At 71.8% G+C, this 24,660-nt stretch carries 27 protein-coding genes; 12 read left to right on the top strand and 15 right to left on the bottom strand.

Going from position 1 to position 24,660, the window contains the following annotated elements; all coding sequences use genetic code 11:
* Positions 1 to 138 precede the first annotated feature (138 nt).
* The 6 genes from AB0I67_RS10980 to AB0I67_RS10955 all read right to left on the bottom strand — a co-directional run bounded on the left by AB0I67_RS10980 (position 139) and on the right by AB0I67_RS10955 (position 4,391).
* Positions 139 to 945 carry a sirohydrochlorin chelatase gene (locus AB0I67_RS10980; protein ID WP_357921113.1) on the bottom strand — a complete coding sequence of 269 codons (807 nt, stop codon included), beginning with the start codon at positions 943 to 945 and terminating at the stop codon, positions 139 to 141.
* Positions 927 to 1,655: a phosphoadenylyl-sulfate reductase gene (locus AB0I67_RS10975; protein WP_357921110.1), complete on the bottom strand. Its 729-nt coding sequence runs from the start codon at positions 1,653 to 1,655 to the stop codon at positions 927 to 929. Before AB0I67_RS10975 ends, AB0I67_RS10980 begins: the two co-directional genes overlap by 19 nt.
* Positions 1,652 to 1,795 carry an Insertion element protein gene (locus AB0I67_RS10970; RefSeq protein WP_357921107.1) on the bottom strand — a complete coding sequence of 48 codons (144 nt, stop codon included), beginning with the start codon at positions 1,793 to 1,795 and terminating at the stop codon, positions 1,652 to 1,654. The genes AB0I67_RS10975 and AB0I67_RS10970 overlap by 4 nt, the downstream gene beginning before the upstream one ends.
* Positions 1,792 to 3,462, bottom strand: a complete 1,671-nt coding sequence (locus tag AB0I67_RS10965) for a nitrite/sulfite reductase (RefSeq protein WP_357921104.1) — start codon at positions 3,460 to 3,462, stop codon at positions 1,792 to 1,794. The genes AB0I67_RS10970 and AB0I67_RS10965 overlap by 4 nt, the downstream gene beginning before the upstream one ends.
* Positions 3,463 to 3,574: 112 nt before the next feature.
* Positions 3,575 to 3,658 carry a putative leader peptide gene (locus tag AB0I67_RS10960; protein WP_357922150.1) on the bottom strand — a complete coding sequence of 28 codons (84 nt, stop codon included), beginning with the start codon at positions 3,656 to 3,658 and terminating at the stop codon, positions 3,575 to 3,577.
* Positions 3,659 to 3,749: 91 nt separating this feature from the next.
* Complete coding sequence (locus AB0I67_RS10955) at positions 3,750 to 4,391, bottom strand: hypothetical protein (protein ID WP_357921102.1); 642 nt, start codon at positions 4,389 to 4,391, stop codon at positions 3,750 to 3,752.
* A 211-nt stretch (positions 4,392 to 4,602) separates the two neighbouring features.
* On the opposite strand from AB0I67_RS10955, the gene AB0I67_RS10950 reads away from it, so the two are divergent.
* From AB0I67_RS10950 to AB0I67_RS10925, 6 genes are all read left to right on the top strand, one after another.
* A complete protein-coding gene (locus AB0I67_RS10950; RefSeq protein WP_357921099.1) occupies positions 4,603 to 5,385 on the top strand; it encodes a TIGR03084 family metal-binding protein in 783 nt (260 codons plus the stop codon).
* Between the two features lie 66 nt (positions 5,386 to 5,451).
* Positions 5,452 to 5,829 carry a YccF domain-containing protein gene (locus AB0I67_RS10945; protein WP_357921096.1) on the top strand — a complete coding sequence of 126 codons (378 nt, stop codon included), beginning with the start codon at positions 5,452 to 5,454 and terminating at the stop codon, positions 5,827 to 5,829.
* 48 nt (positions 5,830 to 5,877) lie between these two features.
* Positions 5,878 to 6,819, top strand: a complete 942-nt coding sequence (locus tag AB0I67_RS10940; RefSeq protein WP_357921093.1) for a YihY/virulence factor BrkB family protein — start codon at positions 5,878 to 5,880, stop codon at positions 6,817 to 6,819.
* A 107-nt stretch (positions 6,820 to 6,926) separates the two neighbouring features.
* Positions 6,927 to 8,177, top strand: a complete 1,251-nt coding sequence (gene glyA, locus AB0I67_RS10935; RefSeq protein ID WP_357921090.1) for a serine hydroxymethyltransferase — start codon at positions 6,927 to 6,929, stop codon at positions 8,175 to 8,177.
* Positions 8,178 to 8,374: 197 nt separating this feature from the next.
* Positions 8,375 to 9,475, top strand: coding sequence for a ribosome small subunit-dependent GTPase A (gene rsgA / locus AB0I67_RS10930; RefSeq protein ID WP_357921087.1), 1,101 nt, complete (start codon positions 8,375 to 8,377; stop codon positions 9,473 to 9,475).
* A gap of 119 nt (positions 9,476 to 9,594) precedes the next feature.
* On the top strand, positions 9,595 to 10,260 hold the full coding sequence (locus tag AB0I67_RS10925; RefSeq protein ID WP_357921084.1) for a phosphoribosyltransferase family protein: 666 nt from the start codon (positions 9,595 to 9,597) through the stop codon (positions 10,258 to 10,260).
* Between the two features lie 5 nt (positions 10,261 to 10,265).
* Here AB0I67_RS10925 and AB0I67_RS10920 read toward each other — a convergent pair whose 3' ends face one another.
* Positions 10,266 to 10,613 carry an ATP-binding protein gene (locus tag AB0I67_RS10920; protein ID WP_357921080.1) on the bottom strand — a complete coding sequence of 116 codons (348 nt, stop codon included), beginning with the start codon at positions 10,611 to 10,613 and terminating at the stop codon, positions 10,266 to 10,268.
* Between the two features lie 250 nt (positions 10,614 to 10,863).
* Here AB0I67_RS10920 and AB0I67_RS10915 point away from each other — a divergent pair, with 250 nt between their 5' ends.
* A complete protein-coding gene (locus tag AB0I67_RS10915; RefSeq protein ID WP_357921077.1) occupies positions 10,864 to 11,757 on the top strand; it encodes a helix-turn-helix transcriptional regulator in 894 nt (297 codons plus the stop codon).
* Between the two features lie 88 nt (positions 11,758 to 11,845).
* Positions 11,846 to 12,079, top strand: a complete 234-nt coding sequence (locus tag AB0I67_RS10910) for a DUF397 domain-containing protein (RefSeq protein ID WP_357921074.1) — start codon at positions 11,846 to 11,848, stop codon at positions 12,077 to 12,079.
* Positions 12,080 to 12,103: 24 nt separating this feature from the next.
* On the opposite strand, the gene AB0I67_RS10905 is transcribed toward AB0I67_RS10910, so the two are convergent.
* The 4 genes from AB0I67_RS10905 to AB0I67_RS10890 are packed head-to-tail and all read right to left on the bottom strand — an operon-like array spanning position 12,104 to position 15,466.
* On the bottom strand, positions 12,104 to 12,703 hold the full coding sequence (locus AB0I67_RS10905; RefSeq protein WP_357921071.1) for a response regulator transcription factor: 600 nt from the start codon (positions 12,701 to 12,703) through the stop codon (positions 12,104 to 12,106).
* Positions 12,700 to 13,800, bottom strand: a complete 1,101-nt coding sequence (locus tag AB0I67_RS10900; protein WP_357921068.1) for a histidine kinase — start codon at positions 13,798 to 13,800, stop codon at positions 12,700 to 12,702. The genes AB0I67_RS10905 and AB0I67_RS10900 overlap by 4 nt, the downstream gene beginning before the upstream one ends.
* 35 nt (positions 13,801 to 13,835) lie before the next feature.
* Positions 13,836 to 14,564, bottom strand: a complete 729-nt coding sequence (locus AB0I67_RS10895) for an ABC transporter permease (RefSeq protein WP_357921065.1) — start codon at positions 14,562 to 14,564, stop codon at positions 13,836 to 13,838.
* A gap of 2 nt (positions 14,565 to 14,566) precedes the next feature.
* Positions 14,567 to 15,466 (bottom strand): ABC transporter ATP-binding protein, encoded by a 900-nt coding sequence (locus AB0I67_RS10890; RefSeq protein ID WP_357921062.1) that lies wholly within the window; start codon positions 15,464 to 15,466, stop codon positions 14,567 to 14,569.
* Positions 15,467 to 15,588: 122 nt separating this feature from the next.
* Between AB0I67_RS10890 and AB0I67_RS10885 the strand changes: the two genes are divergently transcribed.
* Positions 15,589 to 16,965, top strand: a complete 1,377-nt coding sequence (locus AB0I67_RS10885) for a cytochrome ubiquinol oxidase subunit I (RefSeq protein WP_357921059.1) — start codon at positions 15,589 to 15,591, stop codon at positions 16,963 to 16,965.
* A gap of 8 nt (positions 16,966 to 16,973) precedes the next feature.
* Positions 16,974 to 17,963 carry a cytochrome d ubiquinol oxidase subunit II gene (cydB, locus tag AB0I67_RS10880; RefSeq protein WP_357921056.1) on the top strand — a complete coding sequence of 330 codons (990 nt, stop codon included), beginning with the start codon at positions 16,974 to 16,976 and terminating at the stop codon, positions 17,961 to 17,963.
* 188 nt (positions 17,964 to 18,151) lie between these two features.
* On the opposite strand, the gene AB0I67_RS10875 is transcribed toward cydB, so the two are convergent.
* From AB0I67_RS10875 to AB0I67_RS10865, 3 genes are all read right to left on the bottom strand, one after another.
* Positions 18,152 to 18,463 (bottom strand): WhiB family transcriptional regulator, encoded by a 312-nt coding sequence (locus tag AB0I67_RS10875; protein ID WP_357921054.1) that lies wholly within the window; start codon positions 18,461 to 18,463, stop codon positions 18,152 to 18,154.
* Positions 18,464 to 18,564: 101 nt separating this feature from the next.
* Positions 18,565 to 19,479 (bottom strand): sucrase ferredoxin, encoded by a 915-nt coding sequence (locus tag AB0I67_RS10870; RefSeq protein ID WP_357921051.1) that lies wholly within the window; start codon positions 19,477 to 19,479, stop codon positions 18,565 to 18,567.
* A gap of 102 nt (positions 19,480 to 19,581) precedes the next feature.
* Positions 19,582 to 20,262: a TetR/AcrR family transcriptional regulator gene (locus tag AB0I67_RS10865; RefSeq protein ID WP_357921048.1), complete on the bottom strand. Its 681-nt coding sequence runs from the start codon at positions 20,260 to 20,262 to the stop codon at positions 19,582 to 19,584.
* Positions 20,263 to 20,333: 71 nt separating this feature from the next.
* Here AB0I67_RS10865 and AB0I67_RS10860 point away from each other — a divergent pair, with 71 nt between their 5' ends.
* Both AB0I67_RS10860 and AB0I67_RS10855 read left to right on the top strand, forming a co-directional pair.
* Positions 20,334 to 22,127, top strand: coding sequence for an ABC transporter ATP-binding protein (locus AB0I67_RS10860; protein WP_357921045.1), 1,794 nt, complete (start codon positions 20,334 to 20,336; stop codon positions 22,125 to 22,127).
* Complete coding sequence (locus tag AB0I67_RS10855; protein ID WP_357921042.1) at positions 22,124 to 23,890, top strand: ABC transporter ATP-binding protein; 1,767 nt, start codon at positions 22,124 to 22,126, stop codon at positions 23,888 to 23,890. Before AB0I67_RS10860 ends, AB0I67_RS10855 begins: the two co-directional genes overlap by 4 nt.
* On the opposite strand, the gene AB0I67_RS10850 is transcribed toward AB0I67_RS10855, so the two are convergent.
* Entirely contained in the window at positions 23,848 to 24,603 is a 756-nt protein-coding gene (locus AB0I67_RS10850) for a GNAT family N-acetyltransferase (RefSeq protein ID WP_357921039.1), read from the bottom strand. The two genes, AB0I67_RS10855 and AB0I67_RS10850, sit on opposite strands and share 43 nt — an antisense overlap.
* Between the last annotated feature and the right edge of the window lie 57 nt (positions 24,604 to 24,660).

The raw sequence follows: 24,660 nt of genomic DNA, 5'->3' as shown, positions 1-24,660 counted from the left end.
GATGAGATGTATACACATCGAGCGCAAGGCATGCAATAGTGCGTTTCATGTGGACAACATGGGACCGGCCCCGGGTTGCGGCGTGCCCGGGGCCGGAAGTGGGGAGCTCAGTGAGAAGAGCTGCAGAAGGTCATCGTGCTATCGGCCGGCCGCCTGCAGAAGTAGCTCCGGCGTGACACCTTGGCTACGTTGCGTAGTCTCGTCGTAACGCTGAAGCAGCACCGCGGCCAGCTCAGGCGCCGCGCCCAGCACGTCCGCGGTCACGTCCGCGCCCGACGTGCGCCGCACCTTGTCCGCGAAATACCCGGGAGCCAGCAAGTACGGCACGCAGACCACCCGGGCGGCCCCGGCCTGACGCGCCCGCGCCACGGCCTCCTCCGGCGACGGCCCGGCCGCCGAGGCGTAGGCCGCGCCGACCGACCGCCAGCCGGCCGGCCACTCCCGCGCCATCCGCGCGATGACGGCGTTGGCCCGGGCGTCGCTCGACCCCGCCGACACCAGCACCAGCGCGGTCTCCGCGTCGCGCGCCACCCCGGCCTCGGCCAGGCGGCGCTCCATGATCTGCGTCATGAGCGGGTGCGGCCCCAGCGTGCGGCCGTACCGCACCCGCACGCCCGTGCGGGCCCGCACCTCGGCCAGCGCCGACGGCAGGTCCACCCGGCTGTGGTAGGCCTCGGTCAGCAGCAGCGGCAGCACCACCGCCTCCGCCAGGCCGCCCAGCGCCTCGGGCAGCCGGGGCCCGGCATGGTCGAGGTAGGCCGCGCGCACCTCCAGGCCGGGGCGCGCCAGCCGTACCAGATCGAGCAGAGCCGCCACCGTCGCGGCGGCACGCGGATCACGCGACCCGTGCGCCACCGCGACGAGGGGCGCGGCCGAAGGCCCGGCCGCGGGGGAGGAGCCCGGCCCGCCTGCCAACGGGCCGGGACTCACGTGTGCAGGCCGCATTCGATCTTCCCCAGGCCGGCCCAGCGGCCACTGCGCGGGTCCTCGCCCTCGGCCACCTGCCGGGTGCACGGGGCGCAGCCGATCGACGGGTAGTTGTCGTAGTGCAGCGGGTTGATCAGCACGCCGTTGTCGGCGATGTAGTTGTCGACCTCCTCCTGCGTCCAGGCGGCGATCGGGTTGACCTTCACCATCTGCCGCTTGGCGTCCCACTCGACCACCTTGGTGCCGGTGCGGGTGGGCGACTCGTCGCGCCGGATCCCTGAGATCCAGGCGAGGTACGGCTCCAGCGCCCGGTTGAGCGGCTCGACCTTGCGCAGGTAGCAGCACAGGTCCGGGTTGCGGCCGAACAGCCGCGGGCCCAGGTCACGCTCCTGCTCGGCCACGCTGCGGCTCGGGTAGATGTCGATCACGTTGACGTCGTAGACCGCCCGCACCGCGTCGCGCGTGCCGATGGTCTCGGCGAAGTGGTAGCCGGTGTCCAGGAAGAGCACGTCCACGCCCGGCTTGACCCGGCTGACCAGGTCGATGAGGAGCGCGTCGCTCATCGACGAGGTCAGGCACAGCCGGTCGCCGAAGGTGGCCGCGGCCCAGCGGATGATCTCCCGGGCCGGCGCGCCCTCCAGGAAGACCGCGGCGGACTCCACGATGCTCTGCAGGTCGAGCGTGCCGCGTTGCTCTCGCAGGCCGAGCTCGATGTCGACGAGCGTCATATCTTTACCCCGATCCCCAGAAAGGTCAGCTTGAAGGCGCGAGCGCAGGAGCGGCAGTACCAGCCGCCGTCGCGCTCGTAGGGCTCCAGGTCCTCGTCACCGCAGTAGGGGCAGTGGAAAGGCACCGCGCGCTCGCTCACGAGAGATCACCCTCGTCCGCGCGCTGGACCCAGTCGGCGAACCGCTCGCCGTCCTTCTTCTGGGACTCGAAGTTGCGCAGCACCCGCTCGACGTAGTCGGGCAGGTCCTCGGCCGTGGTCTTGAGACCGCGCACCTTGCGGCCGAAGCCGGGGTTGACGCCCAGCGAGCCGCCCAGGTGGATCTGGAAGCCCTCCTTGCCGTCGACGAGCTGGCCCTTCAGCCCGATGTCGGCGACCTGGATGCGGGCGCAGGAGTTGGGGCAGCCGTTGAGGTTGATGGTCAGCGGCTCGGCGAAGTCCGGCAGGCGGCGCTCCAGCTCGTCGATGAGATTGGCCCCCGCGGCCTTGGTCTCGACGATGGCCAGCTTGCAGAACTCGATGCCGGTGCAGGCCATCGTCTGGCGGCGGAAGGTGGACGGGTTGACCTTCAGGTCGTTGGCCTCCAGCTCGGCCACCAGGCCGTCCACCTGGTCGGGGGCGACGTCGAGGATGACCATCTTCTGCTCGACCGTGGTGCGCACCCGGGCCGAGCCGTACTTCTCGGCCAGGTCGGCGATCAGGTGCAGCCGGTCGCCGTCCAGGCGGCCGACCTTGGGCGCGAAACCGACGTAGAAGTTGCCGTCCTTCTGCGGGAAGACGCCGACGTGGTCACGCCGGTGTGCGCGCGGCTCGACCGGAGCCGGGCCGTCGGGCAGCGGCTCCTTGAGGTACTCCGTCTCCAGCACCTCGCGGAACTTCTCCACGCCCCAGTCGTTGACCAGGAACTTGATCCGCGCCCGGTGCCGCAGCCGGCGGTAGCCGTAGTCGCGGAAGATGCCGATCACGCCGCCGTAGACGTCGGCCACCTGGTCCGGGCGGACGAAGACGCCGATGCGCTTGGCGAACATCGGGTTGGTCGACAGGCCGCCGCCGACCCACAGGTCGAAGCCCTTCTCGCCGTCCTTGTCCACCGCGACGAAGGCCACGTCGTTGATCTCGTGCACCGTGCAGTGCGCCGGGCAGCCGGACAGCGCCGACTTGAACTTGCGCGGCAGGTTGGAGTAGGCCGGGTCACCGATGAACCGGTCGTGGATCTCCCGCACCTGCGGCGTCGCGTCGAGCAGCTCGTCCTGGTCGATCCCGGCCAGCGGGCACCCCATGATCACTCGCGGGGTGTCGCCGCACGCCTCGGTCGTCGACAGGCCCACGGCCTCCAGCCGCTCCCAGATGTCCGGGACCGACTCGATCTCCACCCAGTGGAGCTGGATGTTCTGCCGGTCGGTGACGTCCGCGGTGCCCCTGGCGTACTCGTTGGCCAGGTCGGCCACCACCCGGAGCTGCTCCAGGCTGAGCTGGCCGCCGTCGATCCGGACCCGCAGCATGAAGTAGCGGTCGTCCAGTTCCTCCGGCTCCAGGATCGCCGTCTTCCCGCCGTCGATGCCGGGCTTGCGCTGGGTGTACAGCCCGTACCAGCGCATCCGCCCGCGCAGGTCGGCGGGATCGATCGAGTCGAAACCGCGCTTGCTGTAGATGTCGATGATCCGCTGGCGGACGTTGAGGCCGTCGTCGTTCTTCTTGTTCTCTTCGTTCTTGTTGAGCGGCTCGTGGTAGCCGAGCGCCCACTGGCCCTCGCCGCGCGGGCGCTTGTGGTGGCGGCTGGCGTTTCCCTTGATCGGGCTGGTCGTCATTGCGCGTCCTTTGGGTTCTTCGGGCGCGCACGGCGATCCTCCTGCCTCGTCATCGAGTGCAGGGGTTCAGGGTGGGGTGGCGTGCGACGAGCCCGGCTTCGGCAGGAAGGGGTTAGCGGGCGTCGCAACAGATGGCACTGCGGACACGCTGAAGGTCGACGTGGCGTCGACCGGTGAGCATGGGGTCCGCTGGCATGGTCATGACGATACCCCGGCGATTACGGATGTCCAAGGCGGGGTCCACACTTTGGACTCTTCCGGCCATTCCCCTTTCCCCGCCCTCCGGGTCACGGGGCGGGGTGCGGGACCGCTGGTTTCGTGGCTGTCGTTCGCACGGTGAGCGCCACCAGCCCCAGCGCCACCGCGGCCAGCGGCGGCCCGAGCGCCCTCACGTAGTCGAGAGCCAGCTCCACGTGGAAGGGCACCACCACCGACGCCGGCAGGTACGAGACCCGGCTCACCGGCCCCGCCACGAACCCCGGCCCGATCAGGGTGGGCAACGCCGCCGCCACCGCCGCCCCACCCCAGAGCCCCGGCTGACGCCCGCTCAACCCCGCCGGCGTGCCGCCTCGCCTCATCGCCAGAACCACCAGGGCCGAGGCCGCCAGATAAGGCCCCAGCACCTCCCAGGGCAACCCCCAGCCCCGCGCCCCCGGCATGGGCAGCAACCACCTCTGCGCGACCAGCAGCCCGGCGGCCACCAGCGGCACCCCCGCCGCCACCCGCCCGGCCCCGCTCCGAAGCGCCACCGCCAGCACGATCGGCACGAACACCGGCACCAGCCGCCCGGCATCCCATGCGAGCAGCACCCCGAACCCGACCTCACCCGGCGCCACGGCAGCAGACCCGTCCGGCGGACTGAACAACCACCGCAACGCCGCCACCAGCGGCGCAACCGTCACAGAAACGGCCAGGAACCGTAAACCCACGCGAGGACCCTAGCCCCGCCCGCGGTGGCCGAGAAAGACCCGTCAGCCCTGCCGCTTCCAGTTCAGGTCGGGCTCGCCCTCCGAACGGCGGTCCTCCCGGCCCTCCGGGCGGGCGCGCGGCTGATGCTGGCAGTCGCACCAGGACCCACCACGGCACTCCTGGTGCCGTTTGTCCTTGCAATGCTCGCAGATCATAGGTACAGCATCCCTCATGGACTTAATCGCCGGCCTGCTGGCCGACCTGCGCGCCGAGACCGAGTCGCTGGTCGAGATCCTGCGCCCGCTGCGGGCCCAGGACTGGGAGACCGGCACCCCCGCGGAAGGCTGGACGATCCGCGACCAGGTGGCCCACCTGGCGTGGTTCGACGAGGCCGCCACCCGTGCGGTGGCCGACCCGTTCGGCTTCCGGCGCTCGCTCGCCTCGCTCGACCCGGGCTTCGTGGACACCGTCACCGAGGACTCCAGGACGTTGCTCCCGCACGAGGTGCTGGAGTGGTTCCTGCGCGCCCGCGCGACCATGCTGGAGACCTTCGCCACGCTCGCGCCGCGCGACCGCGTGCCCTGGTACGGGCCGGACATGTCGGCCGCCTCGTTCGTCACCGCCCGGCTGATGGAGACCTGGGCCCACGGCCAGGACGTCGCCGACGCGGCCGGCGTCACCCGACGCCCCACCGCCCGGCTCCGGCACGTCGCGACGATCGGCTTCAGGGCCATGCCGTACGGCTTCGCCGTACGCGGCCTGCCCGTGCCCACGGGCCCCGTCCGGGTGGAGCTCACCCTGCCCGACGGCACCCTGTGGGCCGCGGGCCCTGCGGACGCCGCCGACGTGGTCAGGGGCCCGGCCCTCGACTTCTGCCTGCTGGTGACCCAGCGCGTCCACCGCTCCGACACCGCCCTCGACGTCACCGGCCCCACCGCCGACGCCTGGATGGACGTGGCCCAGGCCTTCGCCGGCCCTCCCGGACCGGGACGCCCGCCCCGTGACCCTGAGTAGCGGATCAGGGTCTGACCAGGGGGATGCCGGATGATCCCGGCGAAAGGGCGATGACATCCTGAAGGTATGCGGACCATCCTGAACGTCATCTGGCTGATCTTCGCCGGGATCTGGCTGGCGGCCGGTTACGCCCTCGCCGGCGTCATCTGCTGCATCCTGATCATCACGATCCCGTTCGGCATCGCCTCGTTCCGGATCGCGGGGTACGCGTTGTGGCCGTTCGGCAGGACGGTCGTCCGCGACCCGGAGGCCGGGATCATGTCCACGATCGGGAACGTCATCTGGGTGGTGGTCGCCGGGATCTGGCTGGCGATCGGGCACGTCCTGACCAGTATCCCGCTGTTCGTCTCGATCATCGGGATTCCGCTGGGCATCGCCAACCTCAAGATGATTCCGATCTCCTTGCTGCCGCTGGGGGCGAAAGTGGTGGACATCGACCGGTAAACGGCGCGCATCGGGGTAGCGATGTCCCCAGGTCATATGCTGAGCGAGATGACGTCCACCGATGCGCGCACGCGAGCGCCGAAACCCAAACGCTCGCCTCTGCGAGAGGCCAGGGCCCGGTTGAGCTGGGTGCTCGACACCAGGTCCTGGTCCATCGTGCGCGCGACCGTCAACGCGGGCGTCACCTACCGGGTGACCGGATTGGCGGGGGAGGCGGCGTTCTTCGCGCTGCTGTCGCTGCCGCCGTTCGTGCTGGGGCTGCTGGCCGTGCTCGCGCCGCTGAGCACGCTGCTCGGCCCCGACACCATCACCACGGTCAAGGACGCGGTCCTCGACCAGGCCCAGTACCTGTTCACCGAGGACGCGATCGAGCGGGTGCTGAAACCGCTCATCGACGACGTGCTCAATCCCAACCACAGCGTGCCGCTGATCTCGCTGGGTTTCCTGCTGTCGCTCTGGTCGGGCTCGAGGGCGTTGTACGTCTACGTGGACCTGATCTCGGTGGCCTACGGGCTGGGGGAGGAGCGCGGGATCATCAGGACCCGGCTCATGTCCTTCGGCCTGTACGTGGTGGCGCTGCTGATCGGCGTGGTGGTGATGCCGGTCATGCTGATCGGCCCCGACCTGCTGCGGGCCGCCTTCCGCGAGTACGACGTGCTGGTGGACGTGCTCTACTGGCCGGTGGTGGTCATCGGGTCGGTGCTGTTCCTGACGATGCTCTACCACGTGAGCGTGCCGGTGCGGACGAAGTGGTTCCGCGAGCTGCCGGGCGCGATCCTGGCGCTGTTCCTGTGGATCGTCTGCGCCGCCGTCCTGCGCGCGGTGCTGGCCTCGTGGCTGTCCCCGATGAGCGTGTACGGCTCGCTGGCCGCCCCCATCGCGGTGCTTTTGTGGCTGTACATCACGGCCTTGGCGGTTCTGATCGGCGCGCTGCTGAACGCCGAGGTGGACCGGCTGTGGCCGCACGCCGCCAGCCGTACCGGCCGCTGATAGTGTCTAGGGCGCGACTGGCGCGTGGGTGGGGCACCACCGGGGAGCGAGCGGGCGGAGGCCGGGCGCCTGGGTCTTCGCCGATGATCACCACTGACAGGAGTGTCATGAGTTCTCTCGCTAACGTCGACCCCCAGCTCGCCGAGCTGATCAAGGCCGAGGAGCGGCGTCAGGCCGACACCGTCAAGCTCATCGCCTCGGAGAACTATGTCTCCAAGGCCGTGCTCGAGGCCACCGGCACGGTGCTGACCAACAAGTACTCCGAGGGCTACGCGGGCAAGCGTTACTACGAGGGCCAGCAGGTCATCGACCAGATCGAGACTCTCGCCCAGGAGCGGGCCAAGGCCGTCTTCGGCGTCAACCACGCCAACGTGCAGCCCTACTCCGGCTCGCCCGCCAACCTGGCGATCTACATGGCCTTCCTGCAGCCGGGCGACACGGTCATGGGCATGGGCCTGCCCTTTGGCGGCCACCTGACGCACGGCTGGTCGGTCAGCGCCACCGGCAAGTGGTTCAACCCGGTCCGGTACGGCGTGCGCCAGGACACCGGCCGCGTCGACCTGGACGAGGTCCGCGAGCTGGCCCTGGAGCACCGGCCCAAGCTGATCTTCTGCGGCGGCACCGCCATCCCGCGCACCATCGACTTCGAGGGCTTCGCCGCCATCGCCCGCGAGGTGGGCGCCGTGCTGGCCGCCGACATCGCGCACATCGCCGGCCTGGTCGCCGGTGGCGCGCACCCCTCGCCGGTCGGCCACGCCGACGTCATCTCCACCACGACGCACAAGACCCTGCGCGGCCCGCGCGGCGCCATGCTCATGGCCACCACCGACGAGCACGCCACCGCGCTCAACAAGGCGGTCTTCCCCGGCCTGCAGGGCGGCCCACACAACCACACCACCGCGGCCATCGCGGTGGCGCTGCACGAGGCGGCCCAGCCGGAGTTCAAGACCTACGCCCACCAGGTCGTCGCCAACGCCAAGGCGCTGGCCGAGGAGCTGTCCGCGCGCGGCTTCGACCTGGTCTCCGGCGGCACGGACAACCACCTGATCCTGCTCGACCTGACCCCCAAGGGCATCGGCGGCAAGCCCGCCGCCCAGGCGCTCGACCGGGCCGGGCTGGAGACGAACTACAACACCGTGCCGTTCGACACCCGCAAGCCGTTCGACCCCTCCGGCATCCGCATCGGCACCCCCTCGGTCACCTCGCGCGGCATGAAGGAGGGCGAGATGCGGCAGATCGGCGCCTGGATCGACGAGGTCGTCACCGCGCTGGCCAAGGGCGACGCCGAGGACGTGATCTCCCGCGTGCACCACGAGGTCAGCGAGCTGACCGCGCAGTTCCCGGCCCCGGGCCTGTAAGCACCAGGACAGCCCCGCCGTACCGGCCCGCTGGCGGTACGGCGGGGCTTCGCCGTACCGGCTGTGGTGCTACAGTGAGCGCAGGCACATCGACCGAGGAGGTGAGGACATGCGGGTCTTTCTGACGATCCTGCCGTCGTCCAACAACCTCCGGGTGGTCGCCTGACACACCCGGGTTCATCCAAGGGTGTTCCACAGTGTCTTTTGATCTTTCTCTGCTCGGCTGGACCGACTCTCTCGCCGCCGAGTTGCCCAACGACACCATCCCGGCCCGGGTGGCCCGCGTCGACCGCGGTGCCGCCGAGGTCATCGCCGAGGACGGTACCCACCAGGCCCGATACAGCGCGGACGTGCGGCGGGCCGCCGCGCACGACCCCGTGGCCCTGCCCTGCGTGGGCGACTGGGCGGCGGTGCGCCTGCTGCCCGAGGGCCGCTACGAGCTCGTCGCGGTCCTGCCGCGCCGCAGCGCCTTCGTGCGGGGCGGCGTGGCCCGCGACTCGCGAGGCGGGTTGTCCGGCGACAGCCAGGGGCAGGTGCTGGCCGCCAACGTCGACCTCGTCTTCGTGGCCGAACCCGCCCTGCACGCCACCGACTTCGCCGACCTCGGGCGCATCGAGCGCCTGGTGGCGCTGGCGTGGGAGAGCGGCGGCACGCCCGTCGTGCTGATCACCAAGTCGGACCTGTTCGAGCAGGGGCTCGACGACCTGCTCGACGACGTGCGCGGAGCCGCGCCCGGCGTCGAGGTGCACGCGGTCTCCTCGCTGCAGGGCGAGGGCGTGGACCTGGTGCGCGACTACCTCGCCGGCTCGCTGACCGCGGTGGTGCTCGGGCCTTCCGGCGCGGGCAAGTCCACCCTGGTCAACGCGCTGGCCGGGGGCGAGGTCATGGAGACCCAGCAGGTCAGGGCCGGCGACGGCCGCGGCCGGCACACCACCGTGCACCGGGAGCTCATCCCGCTGCCCGGGGGCGGGCTGGTCATCGACACGCCGGGTATCCGCCGGGTCGGCCTGTACGGCATGTCGGACGGGGTGGACCTGGTCTTCGCCGACATCGACGAGCTGGCCCAGCAGTGCCGGTTCGACGACTGCGCGCACGACAGCGAGCCCGGCTGTGCCGTACTGGCGGCGCTGGAGAGCGGCGAGCTGCCCGAGCGGCGGCTGGAGAGCTGGCGCAAGCTCCAGCGGGAGGCGGCCTGGATGGCGGCGCGCGGCGACGCGCGGCTGCGCAAGGAGCACGTCGGCCGGTGGAAGAGCGTCACCAAGCAACTGCGCCAGCACTACAAGAACCAGGGTCGCTGACCCCGGCACGCCGGCTTCCCCATGGGCCGGGCGGGTTCTGGCGGGTGACCCGCCGGACCTGCCTTCCCCGTGGGGTGGGTTTCGGCGTGTCGTGGGGGTGGCCGGGGTAGCACCCTTTCATGGGGCCCCTGTTCACCGACCGCTCCGAGGCCGGCGCACTGCTCGCCGAGCGCCTGCTCCATCTCGGTCTCGGGCACCCCGGCCACGGCCGGCGCGACCCGGTCGTGCTGGCCCTGCCGCGCGGCGGGGTGCCGGTGGCCGTCCCGGTGGTGCGCCGGGTCGGCGGCACGCTCGACGTGCTGGTGGCCAGGAAGATCGGCTATCCCCCCTCGCCCGAGCTGGGCGTGGGGGCGATCTGCGAGGGCGGCGAGCCCGTCCTCGACCAGGCGATGCTGAACCGGCTCGGGCTCACCCCCGAGTCGGTGGCCGAGGTGGTCGAGGCCGAGCGGCGGGAGCTGGAGCGCCGGGTGCGGGTCTACCGGGCCGACCGGAGGCTGCCGTCGCTGACCGGCCGCGAGGTCGTGGTGATCGACGACGGCCTGGCCACCGGCGGGACGGCGCGGGCCGCGCTCCGGGCGGTCAGCGGCGCCAAGCCGGGCCGGCTCACCCTCGCGGTGCCGGTGGCCGCGCCGGAGACGGTCCGGGCGTTGCGCGCGGAGGCCGACGAGGTGGTCGTGCTGGCCACACCGGGGGACTTCCGCTCGGTGGGGCAGTGGTACGGGAGTTTCGACCAGCTCAGCGACGAGGACGTGGTCGAACTGCTCGGCCGCGACGGGCCGGGCTGACAGGGTCAGCGCAGAACGGCCCAGACCCGCTTGCCGGGCGTCGACTGGTACCAGCCCCAGCACAGCGAGAGCGCCTGGATGAGGTGGAGCCCCCGGCCGAACTCGGCGAAGTGGTCGGCCTCGGCCGCCGCGACCGGCGGCAGGTGGTTGTAGTCGCTCACCGAGCAGCCCACGTGCGCGCCCCGCACCACCAGGGACAGGCTCTGCGCGCCGCCGCCGTGCCGCATCGCGTTGGTGATCAGTTCCGACACGATGAGCTGGGCGTCGAAGACCGCGTCGGCGTTGCGCCACTCGGTCAGCACGGTGGCCACGAACACCCGGGCCGCCGAAACCGGCGCGGGGTGCTCGAACACGGCCAGATGCCCGTCCGCGTCGGTGTCGGACAGGACTGCCTGTAACCACTCTGGCGGTGCCTGACCGGCAGCGGCGGCATGCGGTCGGGCGGCGGAGGTCGTCATCCCAGTCCCCGGTCGTCGCGTGATCTCAGGGACCATACTTATGTGGCGGGATTCACGATGCAAGACTTTTCGTGATTTACCAATGCATATTCCTTTTGCACGTGCAGCGTGGAACACTTGAGCCCTGTTGATCAAGGAGAGGCCCATGGGCGCGGCGGCGGAGAACATCGGGGAGGGCCGGCTCCTGGCCCTCGACCAGGGCAGCCCGACAGTCCTGCGCATCCTGCTGGGCACGCAACTGCGCAAGCTGCGGTCCGCCCGCGGCATCTCCCGCGAGGACGCCGGCTACTCCATCCGTGCCTCGCACGCCAAGATCAGCCGCCTGGAGCTCGGCCAGGTCAGCTTCAAGGAACGCGACGTCGCCGACCTGCTCACCCTCTACGGCGTCACCGACGAGGCCGAGCGCGCCCCGCTGCTGGAGCTCGCCCGCCAGGCGAACGCGCCCGGCTGGTGGCACAAGTACGGCGACGTGCTGCCCGGCTGGTTCGAGGTCTACATCGGCCTGGAGGGCGCGGCCTCGGTCATCCGCACCTACGAGAACCAGTTCGTGCCCGGCCTGCTGCAGACCCCGGCCTACGCCCGCGCGGTGATCGTGCTGGACAACGCGCACGCCTCCACCGAGGAGCTCGACCGGCGCGTCTCGGTCCGGATGACCCGCCAGCGCCGGCTCACCGCCGCCCAGCCGCTGACCCTGTGGGCCGTGGTGGACGAGGCCGTCGTACGGCGCAGCCACGGCGGCCCCGGCGTGATGCGCGAGCAGATCGAACACCTGCTGACCATGGCCGCGCTGCCGAACGTGACCATCCAGATCATGTCCTTCGAGCGCGGCGCCCACGCCGCCGCCGGCGGCCCCTTCTCGCTGCTGCGCTTCCCCCAGCCCGAGCTGCCCGACGTGGTCTACATGGAGCAGCTCACCTCGGCCCTCTACCTGGACAAGCCGGTGGAGACCGAGCACTACATCCAGGTCATGGACCGGCTCAGCGCCCAGGCGCTCACTCCCGACGACTCCACGCGCTTCCTGCGCAACCTCCTCGCCTGACCCTTTTTGGTCGTCCTGTATATGAAGATCGGCACTCTGCCCTATTCTCGGATGCACGTGCATTCGTAATCGCGAGGAGCCATCCCCCATGCAGGGCATCCAGAACGGCATCTCCGCCAGCCGTCTCCCCGTCGCCTGGCGTAAGAGCGCGCGCAGCAACCCGAACGGCAACTGCGTCGAGCTCGCCCCGCTCCCCACCGGCGAGGTCGCCATGCGAAACTCCCGGTTCCCGGACGGTCCGGCGCTCGTCTACACGCGCGCGGAGATCGAGGCCTTCGTTCTCGGCACCAAGGACGGCGAGTTCGACGACCTGATCGCCTGAGCCCTGACCGCCGCCGGTGAGCGGTCAGAGCCAGCCCTGTTCGTCGGCGATCCGGATCGCCTCGGCCCGGGTTCGGGCCCCGGTCTTGCCGATCGCCGCCGACAGGTGGTTGCGCACGGTCCCTTCCGCCAGGCGCAGCCGCCTGGCCAGGTCGCCCACGGTGCTGCCGTCGGCGGCGGCGAGCAGGACCTCGCGTTCCCGCCCGGTGAGCGGGCTCGGGCCGCCGCTGAGCGAGGCGGCGGCCAGGTGCGGGTCGACCACGCGCAGCCCCGCGTGCACCCGGCGGACCGTGTCGACGAGCTGCTCGGGCGGGATGTCCTTCACCACGAAGCCGGACGCGCCGGCGGCCATGGCCCGGCTGAGGTAGCCGGGCTTGCCGAAGGTGGTGAGCATCACCACCCGGCAGCCCAGCGCCGTCAGCGCGGTGACCGTGGCCAGCCCGTCGCGGCCGGGCATCTGGATGTCGAGCAGGACGACGTCCGGACGGGTCCGGCCGGCGAGCGCCAGCGCGGCCTCACCGTCGCCGGCCTCGCCGACCACCTCGATGTCGCGCTCCAGCCGGAGCACCATCGCCAGCGCCCCGCGCAGCAACGCCTGGTCGTCGGCGAGCAGGACCCGGATCACGACGGCAGCTCGGCGCGCAGCAGGTAGCCGCCGGCCGGTCCGGAGCCCGCGCTCAGCGTGCCGCCGAGCGCGCCGAGCCGGGTGGCCAGCCCGGACAGCCCGCGGCCCAGCGGCTCCGCCGAGCCGGTTCCGTCGTCGCGCACCTCGATGAAGCCGGGGCCGAGCCGTACCTCGCAGGTGCGGGCGGAGCTGTGCCGGATCACGTTGGTCACCCCCTCGCGCAGCACGTAGGCGAAGATCTCCGGCGTGCCGTCGGCCGGTTCGGGCAGCCGCGCGCCGATCCCGGCGGCCCCGAGGGCCCGCCGCGCGTCGGCGAGCGCGGTGGCCATGGACAGCTCCCCGGTCGCCCGTACGGCGGCGCGGACGTCGTCGAGCACCCGCCGCCCGAGCTCCTCCACCTCGCGCAGTTCGGTGGTCGCCGCCTGCGGCTCGCCGCTCTCCAGCAGCCGCCGGGCCAGCCCGGCCTTGACGATCAGCGTCGTCAGCCCCGCGCCCAGCGCGTCGTGCAGGTCGCGGGCGATGCGCTCGCGGTCCTCGTGCACGGCCAGCGCGGCGATGGTGGCGTTGGCCTCCTTGAGCTGCTGCGCCATCCGGAAGAAGCCGCCGATGCCCATCCCGCTGAGCGCGACCAGCAGCAGGAGCATGTGCTTGGTGGGCACCCCGCCGGTCCGTACGGCCAGCACGGCGACGACCACCAGGGCCAGGCCGCCGCCGCACAGCGCGGCCCAGTGCCAGGGCAGCAGGATCGCCATGAGCACGATCGAGTAGGAGTAGGTCATCGCGTCGTGGCCGAAGGCGAACACGTGCGCGCTGTTGATCGCGGTGACCACCAGGCAGGCGGCCACCCGCCAGGACAGCGGCCGGTAGACGGTCAGCGGGCAGGCCAGCGAGTAGGCGGCGATGAAGGCCAGGCAGACCGCGCGAGCCGCGAAGCCGGTGGAGCCCGCCAGGTCGAACCAGAGCGCGACGGTGAACGGGAAGGAGAAGGCCAGCCAGACCCACGGCGGGCTGGCCGGCTGCACGAGCTCGTCGGCGGCCGCCCGCTTGATCCGGGCCGCCGGGCCGGTGCGGGGGGTTGCGTGGTTGGTCCGGCTCATGGCGATCACACCATATGTGGGTGATCGCCGGTTGCCTAGGCGCGGGCGGCGTCGCGCCGGTACAGCCGGCCCACCACCAGCCCGCACACCACCAGCCAGACGGCCACCACGGCCACCCCGGCCAGGTCGAGCGGGCGCCCGGCGACCAGCTCGCGGGCGCTCTCGGCCATCCAGTAGCTGGGCAGCGCGCGGGCGAGCGCGGCCATGACCGAGGGCAGGATCTCGACCGGCATCCACAACCCGCCCAGCATCGACAGCAGCAGGAAGGCCATCACGCTCAGCGGCGCGACCGCCTCGGGCTTGGCCGCCAGCCCGATCAGCAGGCCGAGCAGCGCGAAAGGGATCGAGCCCACCCAGGTGGCCAGCACGATCACCAGCCAGTGCCACGGTTCGAGCGTCACGCCCTTGACCAGGAAGCCGACCAGCAGGATCAGGGCCACGCACGGCAGGACCACGACCATCGCGGCGACCACCTTGCTGAGCACGTACGACCAGCCGGGCAGCGGCGTCAGCCGCAACTGCCGGTTCCAGCCCGCCTGCTTCTCCTGGGCGACGCGCTGGCCGACGTTGACCGCGCCGCAGACCGCGCCGAAGGCGGCCATGCTGATCATCATGTAGGTGGACATGTCGAAGCCGGCCGGCGGCATCGTGCCGAAGACCTCCGACATGACCAGGAAGAACACGGCCGGGAAGAGCACGGCCACGACCAGGAACTCGCCGCTGCGCAGGAGCAGCTTGACCTCGGTGCCGATCAGGGTGCCCATCGTCAGACCTGCTCCTTGTCCGTGCTGGTGGTCAACGCGACGAAGGCGTCTTCCAGGGTCATCGCGCTCACCACGACGTCGCGGGCGGCGGGGAAGTCGCGCAGCAGCGCCCGCAGCGCCCGGTCGGAGTCGAGGCAGTGCATCGTCACCAGGTCCTCGCGCACCTCGACCAGGTCGACGCCGGGCAGGCCGCGCAGCCGTACCGGATCTGCTCCCGGGAGCACGGCGGCGATGGTACGGCCGGCCACCCGGGAGGTGATCTCGGCGACCGAGCCGTCGGCGATGATGCGTCCCCGGCGCAACAGGACCACGCGGTCGGCGAAGTCCTGGGCCTCGGCCAGGTAGTGGGTGGCGAACACCACGGTCTTGCCGCCCTCGGTGTAGGCGCGCATCGCGGCCCAGAACTCGTGCCGGCCGCGCACGTCCATGGCGACCGTGGGCTCGTCCAGCACCAGCAGGTCCGGGTCGCAGACCAGCGCGGCGGCGAAGCGCACCCGCTGCTGCTGGCCGCCGGACAGCCCGCCGTACCGGAGCTTGGCGTGCTCGGCGACACCGGCCCGGGTCAGGGCCTCCTCCACCTTGAGCGGCCGGGGGAACTGGGCCGCCATGACCTGGACGATCTCTCGCCCGGTCATCTCGCGCAGGAAGCCGCCCGACTGGAGCATGGCGCCGACCAGGCCCTCGGCCATGGCTCTGGCCGGGGGGCGGCCGAACAGCCGGACCTCGCCGGCGTCGGGGGTGGTGAGGCCGAGCATCATCTCCATCGTGGTGGTCTTGCCCGCGCCGTTGGGGCCGAGCAGGGCCACCACCTCGCCGGGGGCGATCTCCAGGTCGATCCCGTCCACGGCGTGCACCTGGCCGAAGGTCTTGCGCAGCCCGCTGAGGCCGATCGCGCTCGTCATGCTGCCGATCATCCAGCGGGCGGGGGAGCGGCGCCTGGTCCGGACGTCACGGAAGGATCCATGACAGATGTCACGCGCGTGTCCTGACATGGCGTGTTCGTCAGGACACCTAGGGTGATCACATGGATGTGGTGGATCTGGCGCGCTGGCAGTTCGGCATCACGACGGTGTACCACTTCCTGTTCGTGCCGATCACCATCGGGCTGTCGCTGCTGGTCGCGCTCATCCAGACCGCGTGGGTCCGCACCGGCAACCCGGCCTACCGGCGGGCCACCAAGTTCTGGGGCAAGCTGCTCCTGATCAACTTCGCGATGGGCGTGGTCACCGGCATCGTCCAGGAGTTCCAGTTCGGCATGAACTGGAGCGCCTACTCCCGCTATGTCGGCGACATCTTCGGCGCGCCGCTGGCGCTGGAGGCCCTGCTCGCCTTCTTCCTGGAGTCGACCTTCCTGGGGCTGTGGATCTTCGGCTGGGACCGGCTGCCGAAGCGGCTGCACCTGATGTGCATCTGGCTGGTCGCCATCGGCACCGCGCTGTCGGCCTACTTCATCCTGGCCGCCAACTCCTTCATGCAGTGGCCGGTCGGCCACCACCTGGCCGGCGGCCGGGCCGAGCTCACCGACTTCGGGGCGGTCCTGACCAACAAGGTGCTGCTGGCCACCTTCCCGCACACGATCTTCGCCTCCTGGCTGTCCGGCGGCATCCTGCTCGTGGCGGTCTCCGCCTGGCATCTCGCCCGGCGCCGGGACCTGGACGTCTTCCGCCCGTCGATGAAGCTGGGGCTCTGGACCGCGCTGGTCTCCTTCGCGCTGATCTTCGTCTCCGGCGACGTGCTCGGGAAGATCATGACCGACACGCAGCCGATGAAGATGGCCGCCGCCGAGGCCCTCTACGAGACCCAGCAGCCGGCCCCCTTCTCGTTGTTCACCATCGGGACCCTCGACGGCACCGAGCCGGTCTTCCGGCTGGAGCTGCCCAACGTGCTGTCGTGGCTGGCCACCGGCAGCTTCGACGGCAGGGTCGAGGGCATCAACGACCTGCAGGCGCAGTACCAGGACCGGTTCGGGCCCGGCGACTACCGCCCCTACATCCCGATCACTTACTGGGGCTTCCGCCTCATGATCGGCTGCGGGGCGCTGGCGGCGCTGATCGCGCTGGCCATGCTCTGGCTCACCCGCCGCGGCCGGCTGCCCGAACGCGCGTGGCTCTGGCGGCTGACCGTCTGGTCGGTGGCCCTGCCCGTGCTCGCGCACAGCTTCGGCTGGATCTTCACCGAGATGGGCCGCCAGCCGTGGATCGTCTTCAGCCTGATGCGGACCGCCTCCGGCGTCTCGCCGTCGGTCCCGGCCGGCACCGTGCTGTTCTCCATGATCGGCTTCACCCTGCTGTACGGCGCGCTGGCCGTCATCGAGCTCGGGCTCATGATCAAGTACGGCAAGGCCGCCCCACCCCCCGACGAGCAACCGCGTGATCGGGAACAACTGGCCTTCGCGTACTAGGAGCCGCCTTGGAGACCATCTGGTTCGTCGCGATCGTCGTGCTCTGGGTCGGCTACTTCGTCCTGGAGGGCTTCGACTTCGGCGTGGGCATGCTGCTGCCCGTGCTGGCGCGCAACGGCGTCGAGCGGCGGGTGATGATCAACACGATCGGGCCGGTGTGGGACGGCAACGAGGTCTGGCTGATCACCGCGGGAGGGGCGACCTTCGCCGCCTTCCCCGAGTGGTACGCCAGCCTGTTCAGCGCCCTCTACCTGCCGTTCTTCCTGATCCTGGTGGCGCTGATCCTGCGCGGCGTGGCCTTCGAGTACCGCGGCACGCGCGAGTCGGCCAGGTGGCGGGCGAACTGGGACCGGGCGATCGTCTTCGGCTCGTTCGTGCCGGCGTTGCTGTGGGGCGTGGGGTTCGCCAACATCCTGCGCGGGCTCGAACTGGACGCCTCGCACGAGTACGTGGGCGGCTTCTGGGACCTGCTCAACCCGTACGCGTTGCTCGGCGGACTGGTCACGCTCACGCTCTTCGCCGCGCACGGCGCGATCTTCCTGGCGCTCAAGACGCGCGGCGACATCCGGGCCCGCGCCCGCAGACTGGGCGTGCGCGTGGGCATGGTGGCCGCGGTGCTGGCGGTGTGCTTCCTGGCGTGGACGCAGTTCATGGGTGGCACGCCGCTGACCGTGCTGGTCTCGGCGCTGGCCGCGCTGGCCTTCGTCGCCGCGCTCGGGTTGCTGTTCAGCGGGCGGGAGGGGTGGGCCTTCGGCCTGTCGGCAGGCGCGGTCGGGCTCGCGGTGATCAGCCTGTTCGCGGTGCTCTACCCCGACGTGCTGCCCTCGACGATCGATCCGGCCTACAGCCTGACCGTCGAGAACGCCGCCGCGAGCGCCAAGACCTTGACGATCATGACGTGGGTGGCGGTGATCTTCCTGCCGGTGGTGTTGCTCTACCAGAGCTGGACCTACTGGGTGTTCCGCCGCCGGATCGGCGTTCAGGACATACCCACCTGATCAGGCAGTTGTCCCGACCGGGTTCGCGCCCGCCGCCAGGACGGGCATCATCGGGACAACTGCGTGATCACGTAACTTCTGAAGGGGTCACTGATGTTCCGGAATCCACGCTCACGCGGGGATTTCGGTTATCGGCCGGCGAAACGAGACGGCCGGGGTTCGACCCGTGAAAACGTGCCGGGAGAAACTCAGGCGGCGGAGATGCCGGCGCTGGCGGCGCGCCGCATACGACGACGACGCTCGGAAGCGCGCTCGTCCTCGTTCAGTCCGCCCCACGTGCCGTACTTCTCCGGACGGGACAGCGCGTAGTCCAGGCACTCGTTGCGTACCGGGCAGCCGCCACAGATCGCCTTGGCCTTCTTCTCGCGGTTGTCACGCTCGGGCTGCCGCTCCCCATCGGGGCCGAAGAACAGCACGAGGTCCTCACCCCGGCACGCGGCATCATCCTGCCAACCCCAACTGGGGCGCGGGCGGGTGAGCTGCCGACGTACCTGAGACATGAGAAATCCACCTTTTTGAGAGTATTTCGGTCTTTTTGAGCCGCATTGGACGCTTTTGGCGTCACTGGTCCAACGCAAGGTCTGGCCGGGATGTTCCCATGTCAGGTGAGGGCGGGCGTGACGTACCGCACAGGGGTGAGCCTGTCCAGCGAGATCAGCCGATAGGTTGTGATCGTTTCGGCGCAAGCCGTACCACACGGTGCTTGGAACACCGATGGCTCAACCACAACCCGGAGCCGCACGTCACCGCAGCGCACGAGGGCTTCGGTGACGTCGCCGTCCAACCTGGAGGATTCCACGGCCACTCCGCCGACCGAGAGCTCTCCCGTGTGGAGGCGGGCGAAATGCTCGGCGGCTTGCAGTGGCTCAGGGATGCCTGCGCGTCCCCGGTAGCGGTCGAGGATGACCTCGCCCGACCGGTACGCGTTAGCCGCCGACAACGCGGCAGCCTGAGACATGCTGCCGTAATAAAGTCCGTGTGGCAAGCACACGAGGTTGGCGGCGTAGCGATCGCCGCCAACGTGTGACGTTTCCCACACTCTGTCCGGCAAAATTTCTGCCAGCGACCGAGCGAGGGGTAGTCCAATGCGGGCGCAGCACGCGTTGCGCTTGGCGTGCGTGCAGACCAGAAATACCGGCTCGTCATCAAGTATGCAGGACTCTGGGACCACTCCGGCCATCAGCGCGTCCAGGTCAAGATCATCCGGACCTGCGATGATGCCCTGCGCCATCCAGGGGTCGGGGCCTGCGGCGTAGGCCACTATCACACGGATTCCCTGGTCCAGCGGGCGGGTCCGGCGTCCGGGCCGGCGGATGAGTTGCGGCCTGATACCGCGTTCGGCGGCCCTGCGCACGAGTTTGGCGATTCCCTCGGGGAGAGTTGAATTCTCCACCCGGTCCGCCCAGGGGCCCTGGTACTCGACGAGCAGCCACGTCCTGGCTCCGACCGTCGCGCTGGCGAAGGTCGGCAGGATGCCCTCGTGGCACCCCACCGGATGGTCGCAGCCTCTGGCCACCGTCTTGCCTCCCCCGACGCCTCCTTCTGACTTAGGCAAGCCTAACCTAGGAGACGCGTGGGACGGGCGGGAGGGGCGTAAACCTCTCGGAAAGCCGGGCGCTCAGCCGGATCGGGCGGCCCGCCCGAGCAGGCCGTCCACGAACGCCTCCAGGGCCTCGGCGAAGGTGTCGCGGGCGGCGAGCTCCTCCCACCGCTCGGCCAGGGCGGAGAGGTGGGGCAGGCGCGAGGTGTCCACGTCCGGGCCGAAGAAGCCGTCACCGGGCGGCTGGGCCGCCGGTCGCCCGGCCGAGTGCACCCGGACCAGGATCTCGCCGACGGTGTAGTACCAGACGCTGCGGAAGACCGCCACGGCCTGCTCCGGCGTGCAGCCGCAGTCGAGCGCCCCGGAGACGATGGCCTCGACCAGCCGCAGCGCGGGCTCGCCGAGACGGCCGAGGAAGCCGTCGGTGGTGAGGATCTCCGGGGCCCACGGCACGGCGGCCAGCGAGTCGTGGATCGAGGTCGCCGCGGCGATGACGCGCTCGCGCGGGTCGGCGGGCAGGTCCAGGCGCAGCGTCGGCTCGGCCAGCTCGTTGATGAGCTGGACCAGCAGGTCCTCCCGGTCGCGGATGTGGTGGTACAGGGTGGTCGTCCCGATGCCGAGCTCGCCCGCGAGCCGGCGCGCGGTCAGCTTCTCCCAGCCGTCGCGCTCCAGGATGCGGCGGGCCGCCGCCAGGATCTGCGCGCGGGAGGTGACCGGGGGGCGGCCGGTGCGGCCGTTCGGTGCTTCGGATCGGGTCATCGGTCCCATCATGCCGTCCGTTCGTGGCTGCCGGGTTGGCAGCCGGTGCGGTTTGAGCTTACTTTAGGAACATGTTCCGAAACTCCGGCGGTCCGGTGGCCGCCCTCGACCCGGCCGAGACGGAAGCCGGCTCCACGGGCCTGGGCGGGCTGCTGCGCCCGCACCTCGGGACGTTCGCGGCCGTGGTGCTCCTCCAGGTGGTCGGCGCGGTGGCGGGCCTGGCCCCGCTGCTGGCCGTCGTCGAACTGGGCCGCGTCCTGCTCTCGCCCGGACCCCTCGATCCCGGGCACGTGTGGGCGATCGTGCTCGCCGGCGCGGCCGGCCTGTTCGTCCGGCTGGTGTTCACCGCCGCCTCCTCCGCCACCGGGCACCTGCTCGACGGCCGGGTCCAGCTCGGCTTCCGGCGGCGGCTGGCCGCCCGGCTCGGCCGGGTGCCGATCGGCTGGTTCTCCCGGCGGCGCACCGGCGAGCTGGCCAAGGTGGTGGGGGAGGACGTGAGCGCGGTGCACCCGTTCATCGCCCACGCGCCCGGCGAGCTGGTCTCCGCGTTCGTGGTGCCGCTGGTCTCGCTGGCCTACCTGTTCGCCGTCGACTGGCGCCTCACCCTGATCACGCTCATCCCGGTCGTCCTGGCCATGGCTCTGGTGCCGTTGATGATGACCCCGGCGCGGCTGCGCGAGCAGGAGGAGTTCGACGCGGGCATGGGACGCATCGCCGGCTCCGCGATCGAGTTCGTGCAGGGGATCGCCGTGGTCAAGGCGTTCGGCGGCGGCGGGCGGGCGCACCGGCGCTTCCGCGCGGCCGCCGACGAGTTCGCCGGCACCTTCCTGCGCTGGGCGCACGGGCTGTCGCCGATCGCCGCGGCGATGCAGCTCGCGCTGTCCCCGGTGTTCGTGCTCCTGGTCGTGCTGATCGGCGGCGCGGCCCTGATCACGGGCGGCGGCCTGCCCGCCGCCGACCTGCTGCCCTTCCTGCTGCTGGGTCTGGGCCTGACCGCGCCGGTGGCCGCCCTCGGCCACGGCTTCGACGACCTGCGGGCCGCGCGCCAGGCCGTGGGCCGCATCCGCGACGTGCTCGCCGTCCCGTCCCTGCCCGAGCCGGCCCGCCCGGTGCCGCCGCGCGGCCACCGGGTGGAACTGCGCGGGGTGCGCTTCGGCTACGAGGAGGGCCACGAGGTGCTGCGCGGCATCGACCTGGTGCTCGAACCCGGCACGGTCACCGCGCTCGTCGGGCCCTCCGGCAGCGGCAAGTCCACGCTGGTCCGGCTGCTGCCCCGGTTCTTCGACCCGGTCCAGGGCTCGATCCTGCTGGGCGGGGCCGACCTGCGGGAGATCGGCAGCGCCCGGCTGCACCGCACGGTCGCCTTCGTCTTCCAGGACGTGCGCCTGCTGCGCGCCTCGGCCGCCGACAACATCGCGCTGGCCGTACCCGAAGCGAGCCGCGACCAGGTGATCCGCGCCGCGAAGCTGGCCGGCGTCCACGAGCGGATCCTGCGGCTGCCCCGCGGCTACGACACGGTGATCGGCGAGGAGGCCGTCCTGTCCGGCGGCGAGGCGCAGCGCGTGTCGCTGGCCCGCGCGCTGCTCGCCGACGCCCCCGTCCTGGTGCTGGACGAGGCGACCGCCTTCGCCGACCCGCACACCGAACGGGCCGTGCGCCGGGCCCTGGCGACGCTGGCCGGCGAGCGGACGATCCTGGTCATCGCCCACCGGCTGGAGACGATCGCCGACGCCGACACCGTCGTCCTGCTGGAGGACGGCGTGGTCGCCGAACGCGGGCGGCCCGCCGACCTGCTCGCCCGCGGCGGCCGGTTCGCCGCCTTCTGGCAGACCCACCACACCGCCGCCCGGGGAGGCTCGCGATGATCCGCATGCTGGTACGCGTCCTGGGGGAGCACTACGCCGGGCCGGTGCGCCGCACCATCGCCCTCATGACCGCGGCGGCCATCGCCGAGGGCCTCGCCTACGCGCTGCTGGTCCCGGTGCTGCGGGCGCTGCTCGGCGACGAGCCGGGGTCCGCCTGGCCCTGGCTGGCCGGCTTCGGCGGCGCGTTCGCCGGGTACGCGGTGCTCCGCTACCTCAGCGACCTGGCCGGGTTCCGGGTCGGCACCACGATGTTGCGCGGCATGTACCACCGGCTCGGCGACCACCTGGCCCGGTTGCCCGTCGGCTGGTACGGCGGAGCCCGCGTCGGCCAGGTGTCCGTCCTGGCCAGCAAGGGCCTGCTGCAGGCGATGAGCATCCTCGCCCACCTGCTGGGCCCGTTCGTCTCGGCCGTCGTGACGCCCCTGACCATCGTGGCCGTGATGCTCGCCTACGACGTGCGGATGGGCCTGGCCGCGCTGCTCGGCGTGCCGATCGTCGCCGCGGTCGACCGCTGGGCGGGGCGCGCGGTCGCCGCGGCCGACGCCGAGCGGCACGAACGCGACCACGAGGCGGCCGGGCGGGTCATCGAGTACCTCCAGGCGCAGCCGGTGCTGCGCGCGGGCGGCCGGACCGCCGAACGGTTCGGGCTGCTGGACGAGGCGCTCGCCGGGCTCCAGCGGGCGGCCCGCCGCAGTGTGGTGGCGGCGGTCCCGGGTGCGGTGGGGCTGACCCTCGCGGTGCAGGCGGTGTTCACCGGCGTGCTGGTCCTGGGCGCCTACCTCGCGCTCGGCGGAGCGGTCGAGGCGGCCGAGGTGCTGGCGATCCTGCTGCTGGCCGCCCGGTGCGCCGACCCGGTGCTGTCGCTGGCCGAGCTCGGCGGCAAGGTGCGGGCGGCCAAGGCCGAGCTGAGCCGGCTGGAGACGCTTCTGGCGACCGAGCCGCTGCCCGAGCCCGCCCGCCCGGTGCAGCCGGCCGGCTCCGGGCTGGAGTTCGAGTCCGTCACCTTCCGCCGCGACGGCCGCCCGGTCCTCGACGAGCTGTCGCTGCGGGTGCCCCCCGGCGGGCGGCTGGCCGTCGTCGGGCCCTCCGGCTCCGGCAAGACGACGCTGCTGCACCTGCTGGCCCGCTTCCACGACGTCGACTCGGGCTCGGTGCGCGTCGGCGGCGTGGACGTGCGGGAGGTCAGCACCGAGGCGCTGATGGCCCAGTTCGCCATCGTCTTCCAGGACGTCTACCTCTTCGACGGCAGCATCGAGGAGAACATCCGGCTCGGCCGCCCGGAGGCGAGCGCCGAGGAGGTTCGGGCCGCGGCGAGCGCCGCCGGGCTGGACGAGGTGATCGAGCGGCTGCCCGGCGGCTGGGCGGCCGGCGTCGGCGAGGGCGGCGCGCTGCTGTCCGGCGGCGAGCGTCAGCGGGTCTCGATCGCCCGGGCGCTGCTGAAAGACGCCCCCGTCGTGCTGCTCGACGAGGTGACCTCGGCGCTGGACCCGGTCAACGAGGCCGCCGTGCACGCGGGCATCGACCGGCTGATGGCCGGCCGGACCGTCGTCCTGGTCGCGCACCGGCTGCGGACCGTCCAGCGGGCCGACCAGATCGTCTACCTGGAGGACGGCCGGATCGCCGAGGCCGGCACGCACGACGACCTGCTCCGCCTCGGCGGCCGTTACGCCGCGATGTGGCAGCTCTCGGCGGCCGATCCGCAGGCCGATCCGCCGGTGGGTCAGGGCAGGGAGATGAACAGCGCCTCGCCGACCTTGCGGTAGCCGACGCGGGCGTACACGCGGGCGGCGTGGTCGTCGGCCGGGGTGAGGAACGGCGTGCCGACGCCCTGGGCCGCGCCGGCGCGGGTGAGCAGGGCGGTGAGCGCGCCGGCCAGGCCGCGCCGGCGGTGCGAGGGCAGGACGGCGATCCCCGCGACCTCGGCCACGCCCTCATGGGGCCCGCCGAGCTGCCCGGCCGCCACCGCCTGGCCGGTCGTGGTGTCGGTGCCGACGGCGACCAGGCCGCCCTTGTCCAGGACCCCGCGCAGGCGGGCCACGTCGTGCTCGGTGGCCTCGGGAGCCTCGAAGGCGGCGTTCATGACGCGGGCGGCCGACCAGAGGCCGGCGTCGGAGGTCACGGTGGCGAGCCGGACCGAGGCGTCGGCCGGGGCGTCCACCGCCGTCTCCGGCGGGCAGACCAGCAGGGGGAAGCGCCCTTCGACGGCGAACCCGGCCGCCAGCAGCGCCGGCTCCACCCCGGGCGCGGCCTGCGGCACGTACTCCAGGCGCGGCGTGCGGCCCCGGTCGCGGAAGGTCTCGACCAGCGCGGCGACCTCTTCCGCGGTCGGGTCGGTGCCGTCGTCCGGGACGGCGTAGTTGAACGGCAGCGCGGCGTCGTGCTCGTCGAAGCGGATCACGAACGGCCCGGAGCGATGGGCCCGAGGCCCGGCCACGGACCGCTGGTAGGCATGGACGGCGGCTGCGAACACGGACACGTTCCCTCTTCCCCGATGGCGACCGCCACACGCTAGTGGGACGGCCGCCGCCGCGAC

The sequence above is a fragment of the Nonomuraea sp. NPDC050310 genome (assembly GCF_040655795.1).
Classification (GTDB): Bacteria; Actinomycetota; Actinomycetes; order Streptosporangiales; family Streptosporangiaceae; genus Nonomuraea.
This window is presented reverse-complemented; position numbering and strand designations above follow the sequence as displayed.